At 45.3% G+C, this 18,660-nt stretch carries 17 protein-coding genes and 1 tRNA gene; 13 read left to right on the top strand and 5 right to left on the bottom strand.

Going from position 1 to position 18,660, the window contains the following annotated elements:
• Positions 1-67 precede the first annotated feature (67 nt).
• The 6 genes from ACFO4O_RS17560 (at position 68) to ACFO4O_RS17535 (ending at position 9,342) form a co-directional block, all read left to right on the top strand.
• Entirely contained in the window at positions 68-1,357 is a 1,290-nt protein-coding gene (locus ACFO4O_RS17560) for an alanine racemase (RefSeq protein WP_382410919.1), read from the top strand.
• A 66-nt stretch (positions 1,358-1,423) separates the two neighbouring features.
• Positions 1,424-2,293: a MurR/RpiR family transcriptional regulator gene (locus ACFO4O_RS17555; protein ID WP_382410917.1), complete on the top strand. Its 870-nt coding sequence runs from the start codon at positions 1,424-1,426 to the stop codon at positions 2,291-2,293.
• A 12-nt stretch (positions 2,294-2,305) separates the two neighbouring features.
• Positions 2,306-3,805, top strand: coding sequence for an N-acyl-D-amino-acid deacylase family protein (locus ACFO4O_RS17550; RefSeq protein ID WP_382411127.1), 1,500 nt, complete (start codon positions 2,306-2,308; stop codon positions 3,803-3,805).
• A 19-nt stretch (positions 3,806-3,824) separates the two neighbouring features.
• On the top strand, positions 3,825-4,220 hold the full coding sequence (locus ACFO4O_RS17545; RefSeq protein ID WP_382410915.1) for a RidA family protein: 396 nt from the start codon (positions 3,825-3,827) through the stop codon (positions 4,218-4,220).
• A 41-nt stretch (positions 4,221-4,261) separates the two neighbouring features.
• Positions 4,262-5,686 (top strand): sodium:solute symporter family protein, encoded by a 1,425-nt coding sequence (locus tag ACFO4O_RS17540; protein ID WP_382410913.1) that lies wholly within the window; start codon positions 4,262-4,264, stop codon positions 5,684-5,686.
• A 50-nt stretch (positions 5,687-5,736) separates the two neighbouring features.
• Positions 5,737-9,342 carry a family 20 glycosylhydrolase gene (locus ACFO4O_RS17535; RefSeq protein ID WP_382410911.1) on the top strand — a complete coding sequence of 1,202 codons (3,606 nt, stop codon included), beginning with the start codon at positions 5,737-5,739 and terminating at the stop codon, positions 9,340-9,342.
• A 105-nt stretch (positions 9,343-9,447) separates the two neighbouring features.
• On the opposite strand, the gene ACFO4O_RS17530 is transcribed toward ACFO4O_RS17535, so the two are convergent.
• From ACFO4O_RS17530 to ACFO4O_RS17515, 4 genes are read right to left on the bottom strand one after another with little or no spacing between them, the layout of a single operon-like run.
• The gene (locus ACFO4O_RS17530) at positions 9,448-9,876 is read right to left on the bottom strand and encodes a group I truncated hemoglobin (RefSeq protein ID WP_382410909.1); all 429 of its coding nucleotides are present in this window, start codon (positions 9,874-9,876) and stop codon (positions 9,448-9,450) included.
• On the bottom strand, positions 9,876-10,721 hold the full coding sequence (locus ACFO4O_RS17525; protein WP_382410907.1) for a DUF3034 family protein: 846 nt from the start codon (positions 10,719-10,721) through the stop codon (positions 9,876-9,878). Before ACFO4O_RS17525 ends, ACFO4O_RS17530 begins: the two co-directional genes overlap by 1 nt.
• 1 nt (position 10,722) lies before the next feature.
• Complete coding sequence (locus tag ACFO4O_RS17520; protein WP_382410905.1) at positions 10,723-13,062, bottom strand: bifunctional diguanylate cyclase/phosphodiesterase; 2,340 nt, start codon at positions 13,060-13,062, stop codon at positions 10,723-10,725.
• The gene (locus ACFO4O_RS17515; protein ID WP_382410903.1) at positions 13,059-13,748 is read right to left on the bottom strand and encodes a methylamine utilization protein; all 690 of its coding nucleotides are present in this window, start codon (positions 13,746-13,748) and stop codon (positions 13,059-13,061) included. Before ACFO4O_RS17515 ends, ACFO4O_RS17520 begins: the two co-directional genes overlap by 4 nt.
• A 350-nt stretch (positions 13,749-14,098) precedes the next feature.
• On the opposite strand from ACFO4O_RS17515, the gene ACFO4O_RS17510 reads away from it, so the two are divergent.
• Together ACFO4O_RS17510 and ACFO4O_RS17505 are read left to right on the top strand one after the other, a co-directional pair.
• On the top strand, positions 14,099-14,674 hold the full coding sequence (locus tag ACFO4O_RS17510; RefSeq protein WP_382410901.1) for a class I SAM-dependent methyltransferase: 576 nt from the start codon (positions 14,099-14,101) through the stop codon (positions 14,672-14,674).
• 84 nt (positions 14,675-14,758) lie between these two features.
• Complete coding sequence (locus ACFO4O_RS17505) at positions 14,759-15,016, top strand: hypothetical protein (RefSeq protein WP_382410899.1); 258 nt, start codon at positions 14,759-14,761, stop codon at positions 15,014-15,016.
• 280 nt (positions 15,017-15,296) lie between these two features.
• On the opposite strand, the gene ACFO4O_RS17500 is transcribed toward ACFO4O_RS17505, so the two are convergent.
• Positions 15,297-15,373: transfer RNA gene (locus ACFO4O_RS17500), tRNA-Ile, on the bottom strand.
• Between the two features lie 195 nt (positions 15,374-15,568).
• Between ACFO4O_RS17500 and ACFO4O_RS17495 the strand changes: the two genes are divergently transcribed.
• The 5 genes from ACFO4O_RS17495 to ACFO4O_RS17475 all read left to right on the top strand — a co-directional run bounded on the left by ACFO4O_RS17495 (position 15,569) and on the right by ACFO4O_RS17475 (position 18,594).
• Complete coding sequence (locus ACFO4O_RS17495) at positions 15,569-15,898, top strand: hypothetical protein (RefSeq protein ID WP_382410897.1); 330 nt, start codon at positions 15,569-15,571, stop codon at positions 15,896-15,898.
• Complete coding sequence (locus ACFO4O_RS17490; protein ID WP_382410895.1) at positions 15,837-16,268, top strand: CidA/LrgA family protein; 432 nt, start codon at positions 15,837-15,839, stop codon at positions 16,266-16,268. Before ACFO4O_RS17495 ends, ACFO4O_RS17490 begins: the two co-directional genes overlap by 62 nt.
• Positions 16,261-16,962 (top strand): LrgB family protein, encoded by a 702-nt coding sequence (locus tag ACFO4O_RS17485; RefSeq protein ID WP_382410893.1) that lies wholly within the window; start codon positions 16,261-16,263, stop codon positions 16,960-16,962. Before ACFO4O_RS17490 ends, ACFO4O_RS17485 begins: the two co-directional genes overlap by 8 nt.
• A gap of 124 nt (positions 16,963-17,086) precedes the next feature.
• Positions 17,087-18,079 (top strand): response regulator, encoded by a 993-nt coding sequence (locus ACFO4O_RS17480; protein WP_382410891.1) that lies wholly within the window; start codon positions 17,087-17,089, stop codon positions 18,077-18,079.
• 2 nt (positions 18,080-18,081) lie between these two features.
• Entirely contained in the window at positions 18,082-18,594 is a 513-nt protein-coding gene (locus ACFO4O_RS17475) for a PAS domain-containing protein (RefSeq protein ID WP_382410889.1), read from the top strand.
• The last annotated feature ends 66 nt before the right edge of the window (positions 18,595-18,660 follow it).

Here is an 18,660-nt window from a genome sequence, read left to right as displayed (position 1 = left end):
TAATTTTTTCACAATTTTATTACAAGCATGGGCAATTTTGCCTATATTTGATTCAAAGAGGTTTGCTTTGGCAGATAGTCAGTCAGACACCAGTTTTTACGAGGCCCGAAGTCTTGAGATTTTTGAGAAGGGGGCGGGCTGTAAGGATGTGCTCAGCACCGATGGATGGCATTTGCTAAAAGAAGAAGTAAGCCTGCCTATTGCGGTGCTCAATATTAAAGACCTAAACAGCAACGCAAGATGGATGCAGGCATTCAGCGAAAAAGCTAAGGTAAAGCTTGCGCCTCACGGCAAAACAACAATGGCGCCCACATTGTTTCATCAGCAATTAGAACAGGGCTGCTGGGGTATTAGTCTGGCCACGGTTGCCCAAGTACACAATGCGTTTGTACATGGCATCAAAAGAATCATTATGGCCAATCAGTTAGTGGGTAAATACCACATGAACGCTATTGCAGAGCTGCTCGCAACCGGCGAATTAGATTTTTACTGTTTTGTAGATTCGGTGCAAAACATTCATGCATTGGGGGAGTTTTTTACCCAACGTAACCTTGATTTAAATATTTTAATCGAGGTGGGCGTTGAGCATGGTCGATGCGGCTGGCGTGATGCCGATAATATTACTCCGCTGCTTGAAGCAATTCGCTTATATCCAAGGCTGAAACTTAGTGGTCTGAGCTTCTATGAGGGCGTGATCCACAGTGAAAATGCACAGGCGATGGTGAGTGATTTTGTAGAGCGTATTTGTGCGTTATTTGCAAGGCTTTATCACAGCAAACACTTCAGCTTAACCGAGCCAATATTAACCGGTGCCGGCTCCGCTTGGTACGATTTGGTGAGTGACATTATTGTGTCTAGTCCAGCTCTGCAGGGGATTGACCTTACCGCGATTATTCGCCCGGGGTGTTATTTAATTCATGACAAAGGCATTTATCAGGATGCGCAAAATCAGGTGCTAGGGCGCAGTCAGATAGCATGTGACTTAAAAGGCGATTTGGTATCGAGCTTAACGGTATGGGCTTATGTTCACTCTGTTCCAGAATCAGGTTTCGCGATTGTAGGTGCCGGAAAGCGAGACTTTGCATTTGATGCTGGTTTTCCAAAACCCGAATGGGTGTACCGTCCAACAAGCGACTGTTTAGCATTAAGACCCACGCGCATAGACCAGCATTGCGAGGTAATCAAGGTCATGGATCAGCATTGCATGATATCTTTTGACACGACTTTATCGTTGGCGCCGGGTGATATGGTATGTTTTTCAACCTCGCATCCATGCTTAACTATGGACAAATGGCGCTACATTGCGCTGATTGACGAAGACTTTGTGGTAAGGAAAACCATTGAAACATTTTTTTAAACGCATTGTGTTTGCACAAACGACGCATTTGGAACTCATAAACAACTCACCGCTAGGGAAACGTTAATGGATGTTGTTAACAGCATAAAAGAGGGACTAAGGCACTTCAGCCCCGCTGAGAAAAAGGTTGCTCAGTTTATTTTGCGTGATTTGAATTTTGCTGCCAATGCGACCATTAATGAATTGGCGAAAAGCGCAGACGTTAGTCACGCGACTATTACCCGCCTAGCAAAGAGTGTGCACTGTGCAAATGTGCGTGAATTTAAGCTCAAAATTGCGCAGTCGGCTGCTATTGGCGAGCGATTTACCAATGAAGAAACGGTAGAAAAGCATGATATTTCTCATGTATACCAATCGATAAGCGATATCTTGTTGCTTAATTCTGGCCTAATACAGGCTGAGGTAGTGCAAGGGGCCAGTGAAGCTATTTGTGCTGCAAAGCATTGCTTGGTGTTTGGTGTAGGGGGCGGAAGCAGCATGATGGCACAGGAATGCACTAATCGTTTCTTCCGTCTGGGCATTGCGAGTAACTCTTACTCTGACCCTATGATGATGCGAATGACCGCTGCCACCGTGGATAAAAGCGACGTAGTGATATGTTTGTCGTTAAGCGGTATCAGTGCCGACGTATTTAGCTCCATGCGCATCGCCAAAGAATATGGAGCCTGCATAGTGGCGGTTTGCCCACAAGGCGAGTTAGCAGATTATGCTGACTTTCACCTGCCCATAAAAACTCAAGAAAGCGACTATATATTTAAGCCTAGTGCTTCTCGCTACGTAATGCTGGCTGCCATCGATATTCTGTCTAGCGAGCTTGCTGTTATAAACCAGCGTAAATCGCGAGAAAAGCTAAGGCGCATCAAAATTCAGCTCGATTATCACCGAGAGCAGAGCGGTATGCAGTCTACATCAAACAGATTGCCACTAGGGGACTGAGCCGTGCAAGAAATGCATCATCCTGTGTCGCAATCCCATTCGCATGCAGACCTCATTATTACCAATGCGAAGGTGCTTGACGGCAGTGGTGCCAGTGCCGTTAACCAAGCTGTCGCGGTCAAAGACGATAAGATTGTAGCAATGGGTGACTTGCAGGACATGACCGCAGCACATACGCTTGATGCAAAGGGTTTGTACTTAGCACCGGGCTTTATTGACGTGCATACCCATGATGATTTAGAGCTGCTGCGTAACCCGAGTATGACAAACAAAATCAGCCAAGGCGTAACCAGCGTTATCATCGGTAATTGCGGCATCAGCGCAAGCCCCTATGCCTCATCAAACTCCCCGCCCGACCCAATTAATCTTTTGGGCAAGGCGGAGGAGTTTTGTTACGCATGTTTGCAAGATTATATAGTGGATTTTGAGGCAGCAGCACCTTACGTTAATGCCGCTGCGTTGGTTGGGCACACTAGTTTGAGAGCACAAGTCATGAAAGACATGAGTGTGTCTGCCACCGAACAAGAAATCGCGGCAATGACCGACATTCTGCGAGGGGCGCTAGCGCAAGGCGCTATTGGCTTAAGCACTGGGTTGGCATACAAAAATGCTCAGGGCGCTTCTACGGCAGAAGTGGCAGCACTTGTTGGTCACCTAGCGGAATTTAACGGCGTATATAGCACGCATTTACGAACCGAGTTTGATGGCATTATTGACGCTCTAGATGAGGCGTTTACAGTAGCTCAGCACGGGAATACCCCGCTGGTTATTTCGCATTTGAAATGCGCGGGTAAAAACAACTGGGGGCGCGCCCAAGAAGTTAGCCAACATATTAAAAAGCGCCAAACAGCGCAAAAAATCAGCTGCGACTGTTACCCCTACCATGCTAGCTCGAGTACCTTAGATTTAGCGCAAGTTACCGAAGACTTTGATATTTTTATTACGTGGTCAGAATCTCATCCAGAAAAAGCAAAACAGACCTTACAGAGCATAGCCAAGCAGTGGGAGCTCTCGCTGATGGATGCTGCTAAAAAACTACAGCCAGCAGGGGCTGTGTATCACGGGATGAAGGAAGACGACATGAAGCATTTCCTAGCTTTGTCATTCAGCATGGTGGGTTCAGATGGCTTGCCTTGCGATCCGCATCCGCATCCTAGGCTTTGGGGCGCGTTTCCTCGTGTACTCGGTCGCTACTGCAGAGACCAAAAGCTGTTTGGCTTGGCGCAGGCAGTTCATAAAATGACAGGTTTATCTGCAAGCGAGTTTTCGATTGATAAAAGAGGGTTTTTGCGCGTTGGCTATTATGCCGACTTAGTGTTGTTTGACGCCCAAAATATTGCCGATATGGCTGACTTTACAGACCCTATGGCAATGTCTACAGGCATAGAAAAAGTGTGGGTAAATGGTCAACTGAGCTTTCAGTCACATCAGGCTGAAGGCGCTGTATTAAGACCTAAAAAAGGCGCTGGGCGATTTTTGAAGCGCCAAACAAATGCACAAAGCTTAGCTTAGTTTGGAACAGGAAAACACGATGACAATAAAGCGATATGGCGCAGAGGGCGGCGAAGGAACAGGGGGGCAGCATCTGCCATTTTCAAGAGCCGTAGAGGCAGGCGGCTGGTTAAAAGTCTCTGGTCAAACACCGATGCGAGATGGTGAGGTGGTTGAGGGTAGCATAGTTGAACAGTCTAAACTCGCCATTGAAAACTGCCTTAATATCATGGACGAAGCAGGCTATGGCCTTGAGCATGTGGTGCACGTGTCTGTTGTACTGACCGACGCACGGTATTTTCAGTCGTTTAATAAAGTGTTTCAGCAAGTATTTGGTGACCATCCTCCGGCGCGCATTTGCATGGTGGCCGATTTGGTGATTGATTGTAAGGTAGAGGTGGATGTGACCTGCTTTAAAAGTCCCTTGAGTGATTAAATGTTCGCCAGCGGCATGTCAGGTATAGGCGAGCGTGTAGTATGAATTATATTTACATTTTTGCATTTGCTGTATACACCCTCGCCATGATTGCCTTGTCGTGGGCGGTGTCGCGAAAGCAAACTAATAGTGATGACTTTTTATTGGCAGACCGTAAAGTCCCGTTTTTGCTGTCTTTAGGCACCACTGTTGCGACAATGGTAGGAACAGGGTCGTCGATGGGTGCGGTTGGTTTTGCCTATGAAAATGGCTGGGCGGGAGCGCTCTATGGCCTCGGAGGTGCGCTAGGCATCTTGCTATTAGCCTTTATTTTTGCACCTATGAGGCGCTTTCGCTTTACCACCATGAGCGAAGAATTGGCGTTTTATGTGCAAAACAATCAGGTCGTAAAAAACCTTATCGCCTTTATTATTTATGCTGCAAGCATAGGTTGGTTAGGTGCACATATAATAGGCGGAAGTTTGTATTTGTCTTGGTTAACGGGCATCGATATGCAAACCAGTAAACTCATTATTGCCCTGAGCTTTGCGGTATATGTAGTGATTGGTGGCTACACAGCGGTGGTATGGACCGACTCGATGCAGGCGCTCATTCTCTTTACTGGTTTTATTTTGATGGCGTACTTTTCTGTGCAGTATGTAGGTGGATGGGAGAGTATGCTTGCATCGCAAGACGCAAAGCACAAGGCAATGGACGGTAGTAATACTTTAGGTATCGTGCCCGCTATTTCGCTTGCTGTAGCAATATTGGTAGGGGTATTGGCGACGCCGTCGTTTCGTCAACGCATTTACTCGGGCAAAAATGTTGCTACTATTCGAAAATCATTTGTGAGTTCTGGTCTGTTGTACTTAGGTTTTTCTATTGTACCGGCGATTATTGGCATGAGCGCTTATGCCATAAATAGTGAATTAGATAACTCAGCATTTGCCTTTCCTCATCTGGCACTCAACGTGCTGCCGCTTGCCTTAGGTGTGCTTATCATTATTGCTGGTATTTCGGCTACGCTGTCTAGCGCCAGCTCAGACGCTATCGCCGGTGTGAGCATTTTATTCACCGATATTTACACCGTTATATTTAGGAAAACGCCAGCAAAAAATAAATCCCTGTTGTTGTCGCGTTTTGCGCTAGTGATTACAATATCAATCGCCACATTGTTGGCTATGCTCTCGGATAACATCATCAGCTATATTACCCAAATGATAGCCGTGCTGATGTCGGGTCTATGCGTTTGCGGCCTATTGGGTCGTTTATGGCCAGCGTACACATGGCAAGGCGCAATTGCTAGCTTGCTCGCGGGTATGTTTACAGCGCTAGGAGTGAGTGCCTACACCCCATTAATCGAACAACTCGGTAACTCTATTTTACCCGCGCTCGTCGCTGCTGCTTTGGGTGGCATTGTGGTGAGTTTAATGACGCAAAAAACGCAAGCTGAAGATGCTTCGCTTAGTCAGAAAACGGTTCTGTGAGCAAGGCTCGCGCGACCTAGAGGTTTCTACATGATAAAGGCTAAAACATAATGTTTAACGGATATGCCACGCGAGAGAACTTGGGGCTCTTGTTCGCAATTGCCCTTCTTGTTGTTTGTACGGTTTTACAAAAAAGTTATGCCGAGAATAACAATGAAGCTTGCGCTGTGGCGCTCATGCCATGCCCTTTTGAAGTAAGGCTGCAGCCGGGCGAGCACAAAATTACCTTACCCATTAGTATTTATGTAAACGGCATGAGCGAGCCACGAAAAGAAGACGCGCTTAATCATTTTGATGATGCTTTACAAGGCATCAACTTACCCGCGCTCAAACGGGTTGATGATGAGGCCGTCGCGCATATTGTCCTGAAGGTTGTTGAAAACGGCACAAATGCGCCATCGCTCGCCATCCCAGAACACCTAAAAGAGACCGAATACACCGCACCTGAAGTGAATCGTTTTGTGCATCCGTATTTGGGTATGGATGAAAGTTATTCTTTAAATTTAAGCGCGATGAATGCTCAGGCCAGCGATACAGAAATGAGTGGCAACAAGAAAGTGCTCATTCAAGCGAATACTGACTTTGGTGCTATGCATGGCTTAAGAAGTTTAATGCAGTTGCTCTTTAGCGCAAACGAAGGGAGTTATGCAGGTCAATATGCAAGTCAACATGCCGGTCAATATGCAGGTCAAAAAGAGCAGAGCGCAGCGCCTAAGTCATTAAAGTTGCCGCTCATCAATATTGTTGATAAACCTGAATTTGCTTGGCGTGGCCTGCTCATAGACAGCGTGCGCCACTTTATACCGCTTGATGATATTAAGCGGCAGTTAAGGGGCATGGCGGCGGCAAAGCTCAATGTATTTCACTGGCATTTAAATGATGATCAAGGCTGGAGAATTGAGTCAAAACGCTATCCTAAGTTACACCAACTTGCCTCTGATAATCTCTATTATTCACAAGAGGAAATAAAGGAGCTTGTGCAATATGCCAGCTTGCTAGGCATTAGAGTTGTCCCCGAGTTTGATATTCCTGGCCATGCCTCGGCCATCGCGGTGGCTTATCCTGAGCTGATGGCAGACAAAAAGCAAAGTGAAATGCAGCGCCATTGGGGAGTGTTTGAACCGGTCCTTGATGTTAGCGATGATAGGGTATACTCCTTTGTTGACGCCATTGTAAAAGAGTTCAGTCGTCTTTTTCCAGACGCCTATTTGCATATAGGAGGCGATGAAGTTAATCCAACACAATGGCTGAATAATCCTAATATTCGCCAGCTCATGCTCGATTATAAGCTGCACTCAAGCGAAGATATCCACCATTATTTTAATGTCAAAGTGCAGAACATTTTAGCTAAATATCAGCGCAAACTAGTGGGGTGGGATGAGATATATCATCCAGATTTACCGCAAGATATCGTTATTCAGTCTTGGCGCGGCTTAGACTCGATCACTGAGTTTACACAAAAGGGTTATCAAGGTGTGCTGTCGACCGGATTTTATATCGACCAACCCCAGTACAGCGCTTACCATTATCGCAATGCACCTATCCGTGACCTGTATTCTCATGACGTATCAAAATGTATGGATATTGGCGAAAAAATTAGCTCCCGAGCATGGGCGCTCGAAATTGAGCGCTTGAAAGGATCGCCTGTGACAGGTGTACTAAGACTAGAACCCTTTACACAGGACAATACGCCGGTGAAGGTTTGCGGCTATATGCAGCTTAACGAGCGCTCTTTTAGGCAAGTTGACATCCGCTCGCTTACTCAGCAAGAGAAACGGAGCTCTGCCTTAAGTGGCGTGTTGAAATTTTCGGTTGATAGCTGGATGGGGCCGCTGAATATAGAGATGAATGTCGGCGAGACGGCATCACTGCTGCAGGCTCACCGTTTATTTATTGGCAACGCTTTTTATATGCTCAATGCACAAGAGCTAGTCCTTGAAGAGATGCCCGATATAAAATTGCCTGCTGCGCTAACCGACGACAAACGCCGTTATGTATTGGGTGGAGAGGCTACATTGTGGTCTGAATTAGTGACCCATGAAAACATAGATATACGAACTTGGCCGCGCTTGTTTGTAATTGCTGAGAGATTGTGGTCGCCGCCGACGTTAACAGATAGCGATAATATGTATGAGCGTTTATTTGTGATTGACCAATATGCACGCGATGTTGTTGGTTTGCAGCACTACCAGCAGCAAACCAAGGGCTTTTCAAAGTTGCTGGGCGCAACACATCCGGCGTTAGATACGACCTTTGGCTCAAAATCTAAGACACAGACTAACTCAGTCAATGACATTGATAGAAATGAGCCGTATAGAGGCAAGACGTCATCCCTTATCGCTTCTCTGCGGCAACTTGCACCTTTGTTTGAGCCTGCGCATTACTACACCCGACACCATATTAAATATCGACAGAACAAATATCACCAGCTAGCCCCTTTGGATGATTTTGTGGATTACTTAGGACCTGAAAGTTTAACTTTGATTGAGCTTACTCAAGCGCTTCAAGCGCAGGAAACAAGCAAAAGCTCGGTGATTGAGGCAATCTCAAAACAGCTTGCATTATGGCAACAAAGCATCTTGAATTTGCAAGACATTGATACAAATACCCCAGAGTTAGCGCGATTCAAAGTGCTGTTAAACGAGGCGAGTGCTTTTTTAAGGCTTGCGCATCAAACCATTGATTTATGCTCTGGGACAAGCACGATGTCAAACGCGCAAGTCACTAGCCTTCAAACTCAGCTTATGGCCTTACAAGCTCAGCAAAAAGAAACGCTTATTGCAGCGGTACCCTTGTTCTTAACACTCATTGAAGCCTGCCACACCACAAGTTCGACACTGCCTGTATATAGAAGCGTTGATTGGGTGGCTGACGGTGTTTTTACCAACGGGGTAGAAGGGCCAGCGGTGGGTAAAGACGGCGCTTTGTACGCGGTGAATTTTCAGCAAAATGGAACAATCGGGCGAGTGAGTGGGCAACATCAGGCGGTTGAGTTTGCTCGCTTGCCTAATGACTCTATTGGCAACGGCATAGATTTCGACCTAGCTGGAAATATGTATATTGCCGACTACGTAAATCATAACGTGATGATAATCAGTGCTGAAAACATGCGGCGTGAGGGTGGGGTCGAGGTAGAGGTTTACGCGCATTTTGAGAAAATGAATCAGCCGAATGATATTGTCGTTTCAAGCTCCGGATTGATTTTTGCGAGCGATCCTAACTGGGCGCAAAGTAACGGTAATCTTTGGCGAATAAATAAAGACCGCACGGTGACCTTGCTTGAGGGTAACATGGGCACTACCAACGGCATTGCTTTAAGTCCTGACGAAAAAACACTCTATGTGAACGAGAGCGTTCAGCGCAAGGTGTGGCAGTATAAATTGGACAAAGATGGTAATGTTATCAGCAAATCCTTGCTCATTTCGTTTGATGATTTTGGTCTCGACGGCATGCTGACTGATGCCTCTGGCAATATTTACATTGCTCGCTACAGCAAAGGTGTGATTGCCATCGTTTCCCCGCAAGGAAAAATTTTGCGAGAGGTAGCGCTTAAAGGAAAATACCCTACCAACGTTGCGCTAGGGGGAAATAATAAAAAGCGCATGTTCGTCACCATGCAAAAGCGCGGGGCCATTGAGTCTTTTTTAATCGAATAAGCAAACACAGGTCATTAGCAAGGATCATGTGTTGGCTCCGCAGACTTTGCTTATCAGTGCGTGGCGTTTGCAAGTTAACTTACGTAAGCCTTTGCGTGACTTACATTATTTATAAATAATCTCTTTGCGAGTGGGTGTCATGGTGGCTAATAGCTTGTTTTGAGTGGTATGAGGTATGTTGGCTTTGTTCATGGCGTTTATCAGCAAATCAACGCCAATATTAAAGTCGCGCTCACTTATATTCATACCGGCATGCACTTGCTCCATAGTATCGCCGGTATAAGCGCAGGGTCCTGATGCCAGCATGCATATATGCTCCGACAGCTTTTCATGAAAACGCGCAACGTCGCTATTTTCAAAATACGGGAATATATCGGGGCTATATTCAATTTCAGTTATAAAATTATCAACAATCTGGTTGATACCACTGCGACCGCCTAACTCTTCATACAAAGTGCTGCCCGCGTCTGTATGCTTACAGCTCAACAGTAAAAGTGCAGTTAATAACATCGCCGCTATTCTAAACAAAGCCATTACAGTAAGCCCCCGCTGATTGAAAAATACACGCCCGTTTGTTCAGGGGCGCCCGCGATGCTGCCTAAATCAACCCAGGCTAGGGTAAAATTGACGCGTTTAGACGGTATGTAGCTGATAAAAATATCTTTCCATGCCTGTTCGCCAAGACCTAAATTGTTAGGTTTTTGCCTGTACTCAGCGCCTATTACCACGTGCCGAGAAAGTAAAATTCCTGCTGACGCTTCAAGCAAAGCTTTGTAGTGATTATCGCTTGCACTCCCAAAGCCTAATAAGCCCGTTTGATTCGCTTTGCTGGCGCGAACCGTTACATTCCAAACGGCGTTATAGCCGGCCAGAGCGCCAAGATGCACTTTTGTTGCCGCAAGGTAAAAGTCGTTACCGTGAGAGGAGTTATCAGCCCCAAGCGTACGTGCGATAGCGCCGTCTCTTAAACGTTTGTGCTGCCAGCCGATACTTATTTGCGGCCATCTTCCGTATACTGCATCTGAGCTTAAGCGCACTTTTGCCCCGTAAATATCTTGCTGGATATTTACATCGGTGCCGTTGATGTCGAATCGCTGTTTAGCCACCGAGAGCTCAACTCTGTCGTACAATGACACCGATGCGCCCATCGCGCGCAAGCGATAGTCATCTACCGATACTTGGCTGAACATCGCATTTAACGAGATTTGCTCGCGCGAGTCGTAACCTGCTAGGGTTGCCCAAGGCACAATTCCGCCGCCGCCCGCACCTTCAACCTGCATGAGCCCAGCGGTGCCAATCAGTTTACCGTCTGCAGCAGTCGCGCTTGCTAAAACACATTGGCACATTAGATATATCGCTAATAAAAAAAGCCTGCGCATACTAAATTTCCTCTGCGCGAGTCTGTTGGGCATCTGTTAGATAAGATGCTAGATAAGAGAGAAGGTCAGCGAGTTTGAGGGGGCGGCTCATATAGTAGCCTTGCGCCCAATCGCTGCCTAGCTGCTGCAGAATGCACAAGGCCTGCTCGTCTTCTACGCCCTCTGCAATAACGGCTAAGTCAAAGCTATGCGCAAGCTCCACGATATGCTGCACTATTTTAACGTCGCCTGGATTACTCGAAAGATTGAGGACAAAGCTCTTGTCTATTTTTATTTCGTTAACCGGAAGCTTTTGCAAATAGCTCAACGATGAATAGCCTGTGCCAAAGTCGTCAATTGCTAAATCAAAGCCCGCATCTCTAAACGCTTGAAGGTGAATAGCCGCTTGCTCAGTGTCGCTGACTAAATCGCTTTCAGTAATTTCAAATGACAGGGCGCTTGTCGGCAGCTTGTACTGCGATAGCTCGTCCAAAATCCAAGAGAGCAAGTCTGACGACATGATGTCGCGAGCTGACAAATTAATCGCAATGCACATGTCTTTATGTTCAGCACGAATTGTCACAAGGTCTTTGCAGACCTGCGTTATTACAAAGCGAGTGAGTGCATGAATAAGATTAGCGTGCTCCGCAATTTCAATAAATTCGTCGGGAGGAACAAAGCCTAAGTCTTTGTTGGTCCAGCGTATTAAAGCTTCTAGTTTGCTCACTTTGTTGTCAGGCAAATTTAGTTTTGGCTGATAAACCATCGAGAGTTCACGCTGTCCTTCGTTCAAAGCATGCTTTAACTGAGTCACAATGTTAAGGCGTCTGCTATGGCGCTGCTCAAAGCTATTTTCGAACATCAAAACGCGCTTATCTTGTTTATTTGCCTCATCAAACGCAATGTTTATGCGCTTAAATACCTCGTCAACACTAGCGGCATTCTCAGGGCAAATCAGACTCACTAGCCTAAATTTGGGGCGAATAGCAATGTCGTCAGAAATAACGGGGTAATCGACGGTATCGAGAAGCTCAGATAACCTAAATTCATTAAGCTGTGAGTTAGGTAGCCACAAAAACTCATTTTCTGAAAAACGAGCAAGCGTACCTTCTAAGGTCGACAAATTTTTTGCAAAAGCACTTACGCACAAGTCAGCTACGTCGATACCAAATACATCGTTGATTTGACGCAAATCAGGAATGCTAAACCCTACGACATTAAAGCGCGAGTGAGTCAGATTTTCAGCAATTATTTGTGCAATGCGCCCTTTGTTCAATAAACCAGTGAGCATGTCGTGTTCGGCCTGATATCGAATTTTCTGCTCGCGATTTGCCACATTTACCTGCATCAATTGAAATGAATGCGACAGCTGTTCCACTTCTTTTATGCGCTGGTCAGTAAGCGGACGCCCCTGATATGCCCCATTCGCCATTGTTTGTGTAAGCTCTACAAGCTGAGCAATGGGCTTAGTTATGCGCCGCGAAAGCCATATGGCCACAGAAAAAGCTAAAGAAACGGTAAGCAATCCGATTGCAATGATGCCAATTTGCAAGCGCCTGTAGGCAGAAAATCGCTCGGTCACATCTGCACTGAAGATGACGTTTATTTGAGTGTCATCAATGTCAGATATTGTGAACGACTCAGACGCAAAAGTTTGGCTTAAAAAAGGCAGAATTATCCACGAAAGCGAGTCGACGCTCGTGTTTTTAATTTCGTCGCTTAGCCCGTTTTTGAGCGACGATATCGAAAAGGGCTCATAATGGCTGCTTTGCACCTCGATACTGGTGTGCAGTTGCGTAACTGCAGTAAAGGTAGCCAGCACAGCTTGGTCTACTTCAAAACCAATAAGTGCAATGCCGATAGGTGTGGGGGCATCGACCGTTATCAATACAGTTTGGTATAGTTTACCGCCTAGCACCGACCAAGTGATAAGGCCGCCACTGCGCATAACCTCATCTAGCGTAGATGCTTTTAAAAAGGTGACCTTACCTTGTTTACTGGGCACATCAAGCGTTGCTGATACAATTTGTCCGTCGAGATTTATAATCGCCATCATGTCAGCTTCGATGCGAGCGCTATGATTCACCAAGGCACTATGGATGGTGCTGACATCGCCAATTGCGACCGTTTCTTTAAAGCCAAAATCGTCAGTGAGCACTTGGGCTGAATTAATCAACAGTGCTTCACGATTGCTAAACACGCTTTGAAGCACGCTTTGCGCAATTTCAAATGAGTTTCGTAACTGTGCTTTGCCGCTTTGAGAGGTTGATATCCATATACTCGCCAGTATTGCCATACATGAAAATGTGAGCAAGCCAAGCATGCTAGCAAGCAAATGACGTTTTAGTGAAGACTGCTTCATGATCCGCCACCCGAGCCAGCAGAGGGTGAGCTAGGCGCATTAAAACGACGTTTAAAACTTCGTTTAGTCTCAGGCGCGGCGGGTGGATTTAGGTTAATTTTTATTACTTGCAGCCCTTTGCCTTGCTCCAAAACACGCTCTTCGCGTTTATCTATGCCAATTGCAAGTGCTGGGTGCCAGATGTTCACCTGCATTTGACTGCGGCTAGGCAGGACCGCCATACCCTGCGCATTTGTTTTTACTGCGGTATTTGTGTCGTCAACATAGATAAAACCGAGCATGTTATCGTGAATATTGCAGCCAAGCTCAACAATACCCGCTTGTTCCATGACGATTTGCTCGCTGTGCAAGCCTCTAAATAGCTTTAGTTCAAAGGTTTTTGCCTTACTGAAGCTATACACATGATGGCGAATATTGTCGTTATTAGGAAACGCAACGGCTTGCCCTTTTTGTACAAGCAGTACATGAGGCTGAAAGGTCATATCAACTTGGTCCATGACTGCAAGCGTGTTGTTAACAGCGCTTTGCTGCGATTTCGAATCAATTGCAATAATCGCGTCGCTCACCGGCTCACCCGCAAAATCAACTACTTGAATTTGTACGCTGGCAACTGACGCCCATGAGACTATGCACACATAAACGAAGAGAGTTACTTGGAAAACGCGTCTGAAGAAAATGTTGAACATATAAACCGAAATAAGATGACTTAATGTTAAATAATCGGTTAATCGCAATAAAGCTTTAACGGAGTGTGAAAATTGACCAGCGTTGTGATTAGAGGGCAGGTCTGAACCTACCGTTCTGGACCTAACCTTCTGGACCTAACAAGGCTATCTAAAATGTCAGCTCTCCTTTAGCGTTTGAAATGAACTCACATAATGTTGGTGACTATTACCCGCCAATTTTCTAGTGTTCGCCGCAATTATGTGAAGACGGACAAAATGTATTCGACTTTACTACTCTGCACTATTGTGTTTTGCTCATTTAAGATGCGGTGCTTAAATACGAGAGGGCAGTGAACACCTTGGATGAAAATATGGATTTATCTAATGGATGGGAGCGGGTAGCAAATACCTTTATTGCTGTGAGAAACCCCAATGTTGGCAAAAGTACACTGGAAAACTGGGTAGCAAACCTACCTCCTCGCGCGAAGGTACTTGATATTGGATGTGGATTTGGCGTGCCCAACACACAAGTCTTAATAAATGCAGGCTGCCAAGTCTATGGAATTGATGCTTCTAAAACGTTGATAGCGCAATATAAAAAACGATTCCCGATGGCAATAGCTGCTTGTGAAGCGGCAGAATCATCGAATTACTTTGATATAAAGTTTAATGCGATTATAGCAATAGGGCTTATTTTTTTACTGCCAGAGGATGCACAGTTAAAGGTCTTACAAAACGCAGCACACTCCCTTAAAAACCGAGGGCGTTTTTTGTTCACAGCTCCTAAGCAGGTATGTGAATGGCAGGACGTTTTAACAGCGAAGCGGTCGCGATCATTAGGTAAAGATGCATATGTGAGCGAGTTATTAAAGCATGGACTGATTTTAACAAACGAATATGTGGATGAAGGGGAAAATCATTATTTCGATTTTACTTTGGAAGCTTGATATTTACCGACTTAAGTACAGTTACGAACTATCCTGAGTAGGTTTATATTATTCCCTCGATTTAGCAATATTTAAGGAATGAATATGAAACAGTTAAACAATATTGAAACAGAACAGGTAAATGGAGGTATTTCATTTACTGACGGGGTTGGCTTGGGTGGTTTTGCTGGTGGTTTAGGCGCTGCCGCCGCAGGAGCTAGTATGGCTGTAATAGGTTCTGCGGTGGTTGCCGGTGGATTAATCGCCGGAGCTGGTCTTGGCGGCTATTACTTTGGCAACGCAATTGGTCTTGATAAGGTCGGCAGCTTTATAGGCAGCCGTCTGTATAAACGCAAACTTTAAAAATCTTCAAAACATTAAGGGGAGATAAAATCTCCTCTCTTTAACACTATGGCGGATATTATTTTGAACAATATAAGTATGCTCTTAACTATAAAAAGACTGTCTATTTTGATGATCATGATAGTCGCTACATCTCTGTTGATCTATGTCTGGCCAACAGACTTATTGAATGATGATGAGACGAGGGTGATTATCTATCTAATTAATGTAGTTGTTTGGTTTGCGTTTTTTTATGCAAAGGACGCTAGGTACAATGGCGAGCGTCAAGATAAGTAAGAAATGGTGGCCCGACCCTGACTTGAACAGGGGACCTGCCGATTATGAGTCGGATGCTCTAACCAACTGAGCTATCGGGCCATTCTTTGAAGCGGTGCGAAGTATAATGATTTTTTACTTTTATGTCACCCAAGGCCTTAAAATTTTTATAAAATAATGCTAACTCGTTGCATTTATTAAAGTTTGCAAGCAATCTGCCGTCATATAAGTGCAATAACTCTGAATTTTTGCTATGTTTGCACCATAGCATTACGCATTTTAGATTGGAGAGTGCGAATGAACGAAACCCCTTATTTGTTGAGCGGGCGCAATACCATTATCCACAAACAACGCAAGGTTGACCTATTAATCGTTAATAGTCGTCAAGACCCTGTGCTAATGGTTATTCACAACGGTATTGAAGAATACAACGGCAAGGTGCCGGAAAACAAATTAGAAGCGAAGCGCATGGATGTGGCTAAAGTCGATATAGCATCTTCAGAAAATTTCGGCGATTATCGTAGTCTGTTATTTGTTCAAACCCTGAATAATAAAGAGTATAAAATTGACTACTCCAAAAAAGGAACCGATTACTTCATCACCATTCATCAAGAGAGTACGTTCTAAAGTAAGCGCCTCGATATCATTTTTTGGTGGCATTGCGCTCCTCGGGGGTCTCTTTCTGCTGTGTGAATATGCCGTCGAATCGTTAAGCCTCAGTTTTCCTCCTGCTCTTATCGGCATCGCCATCCTACTGCTTATACTACTAATTATTGGGCGCGTGCCAAAGATCTTGCAGCCAGCAACAGGCTTTTTGCTATCGCACATGGTGGTATTTTTTATTCCTGCGATTGCAGGTATTGTTGCTTATATCACCTTAATTCTAGCGTTTCCGCTTGCCCTACTACTGTCCATAGTTGCTTCCACGGTGTTGAGTTTGTTAATAACCGCCTTGTTAAGTCAAAAGCTTCTTCCAAAAGATATCGATAATGAATGATTGGATGTTTTTGAAGTCTGGCGGCTTAACGCTAGGTCTGCTAGCAGCTACCATATGTGCCTATTTAATCAGCGTATTTATCTATAACAAAGCCAAGCGTCATCCTATGGCTCATCCTTTGATAGGAAGCGCGGTAATGGTAATTGGTGCGATTACCGTTTTGAATATCTCCATTGATACTTACCGGCAACATGTATCGCTACTGGCATTTATGTTGGGCCCAGCAACCATTGCTCTGGCTATTCCTTTGTTTAATCAGTTTAGGGTGCTCATTAAAATGGGCTGGCGAGTGATTGTGCCTATTTGTATCGGCGGAACGCTCGCCCCACTGCTTGCATGGCTGAGCATTTTTGCGTTTGACACTCCCTTTAATTTGCAAATGACCATGTTGGTCAAATCTATTACCACGCCACTTGCAATGGGCACGGCGCAGTCTATCGGCGGTATTGCTTCATTGGCGGCGGTATTTGTAATTGTTACCGGAATAGTTGGCGCCATTTTTGCGCCTTGGGTTTTTGCAATCACTCAAACAACATCACATATGGCGCAAGGTGTGGCACTGGGCACTGTTGCCCATGCAGTCGGCACATCAAAAGCAATAAGCACGTCTGAAACGTGCGCTGCCTTTGCTACCTTAGCCGTATGCTTAAACGGCATAGTAACAGCCTTATTGCTTCCTATTTTGTTTGGCTAGGAGCGCCAGCTCAATTTATCCCTTCAGTTTTGCCCAGCAAAGCGTAAAACATATAAAGATTCTTGAGATTTTTCCGATGATACCAGTATGAAATTAACTCATTGATGAAGTTGGACGTCTGTATATGTTATCAGTGCTCATTTGTGACGACTCAATGGTTGCTCGCAAGCAAGTCGCAAAATGCCTCCCGCAAGACTTAGAAACAAGCATTCACTTTGCCAAGCACGGTGAGGAAGCGCTTGATGCAATTTGCGAAAACAAAGGCGAACTTCTTCTTCTCGATTTAAACATGCCGGTGATGGACGGTTACGAAACCTTACTCCATATTAAGCAGCAGGCGCTAGGGACTAAAACCATCGTAATTTCTGGTGATATTCAGCCAGAAGCACGCCAACGAGTGATAAATTTAGGCGCTCTGGATTTTATTAAAAAACCGGTAAATGCTGAAGAATTAAGAGCTATGCTCGAAAAGCACAGCATTCTTCATGCAGAAGAAGAGGTGCCTGAACAGCCCAGTGCCATAGATGAAGAGATACGAGACTGTTATCAAGAAGTGGTAAACGTGGCCATGGGACAGGCAGGAGACCATCTTGCGCGCACTATGAACGTATTTGTGCGCCTACCCATCCCAAATGTAAACCTGATTGAGGTTTCTGAGCTGCATATGATGTTGTCAGACGTTGATGCTAATGAAACCACTTCTGGCGTGTGCCAAGGCTTTCTCGGTGACGGTATTAGCGGCGAGGCACTGTGTGTATTGAGTGACTCTAGCTTTAGCGATATGGCGAGGATCATGCAAGTTGAGGGCAATATCGACGACCAGATGCAGCTTGAGTTACTTATGGACGTTGCCAGTATATTAATTGGCACATGCTTACGAGGTATTGCCAATCAGTTAGATATGCAGTTTCGACAGGGGCATCCTGTGGTGCTTGGTCAGCATCAAAGCGTGCAAGAGCTGATTAACGCCAATAAAAGCGCATGGCGGAGAACACTGGCAATTGAGCTCAGTTATGGTTTAGAAGGGTTTAACGTTCAGTGCGACCTTGTGCTGCTGTTTACCGAGGAATCGATGGATATGATGAACGCAAAACTTGCCCATTTGTTGGAGGATTAAGCATGAGTGTAACCACCGGTGGCGCAAAAGAGGCGCTAGACGAATTACTTGAGTTTCATTGGATGATGGACATGATCCAAACCGTTGATGTGGGCATTGTTGTGTTTAATCGGGATTTTGAAATTAAGGTATGGAATGGATTCATGGAAGCTCACTCCGGCCTATTGCCGTCGGACGTTAGAGATAAAGTCCTATTTTCTTTATTTCCAGATATCGCCCCTGCTTGGTTCTCACAAAAGGTAAAAAGTGTGTTTGACCTGCGCACTCGTGCGTTCATTACTTGGGAGCAACGTCCCTACTTATTTAAATTTCGCAACTATCGGCCTATCACAAGCTCGGCGCCCTATATGTATCAAAATGTTGTGTTCTCACCTTTAGTATCTGCTACTGGCGCGGTTGAGCATGTTTGCATGATGATATACGACATGACCGACGCAGCATCGGCTAAAAAACAGCTCTTATCTTTGCAGGTTAAAGAAGCTGAGTTGCAAGAGCAAAGCGACCTCAGTAAATAGGTTCTTCGCTATATTCTCCGTATACGCGGTAACTTGGTCTGCCTTTTGCTAATTCAATGGTAAGTT

Origin of the sequence: Glaciecola siphonariae (genome assembly GCF_042652645.1) — a bacterium.
Taxonomy (GTDB): Bacteria; Pseudomonadota; Gammaproteobacteria; order Enterobacterales; family Alteromonadaceae; genus Glaciecola; species Glaciecola siphonariae.
This window is presented reverse-complemented; position numbering and strand designations above follow the sequence as displayed.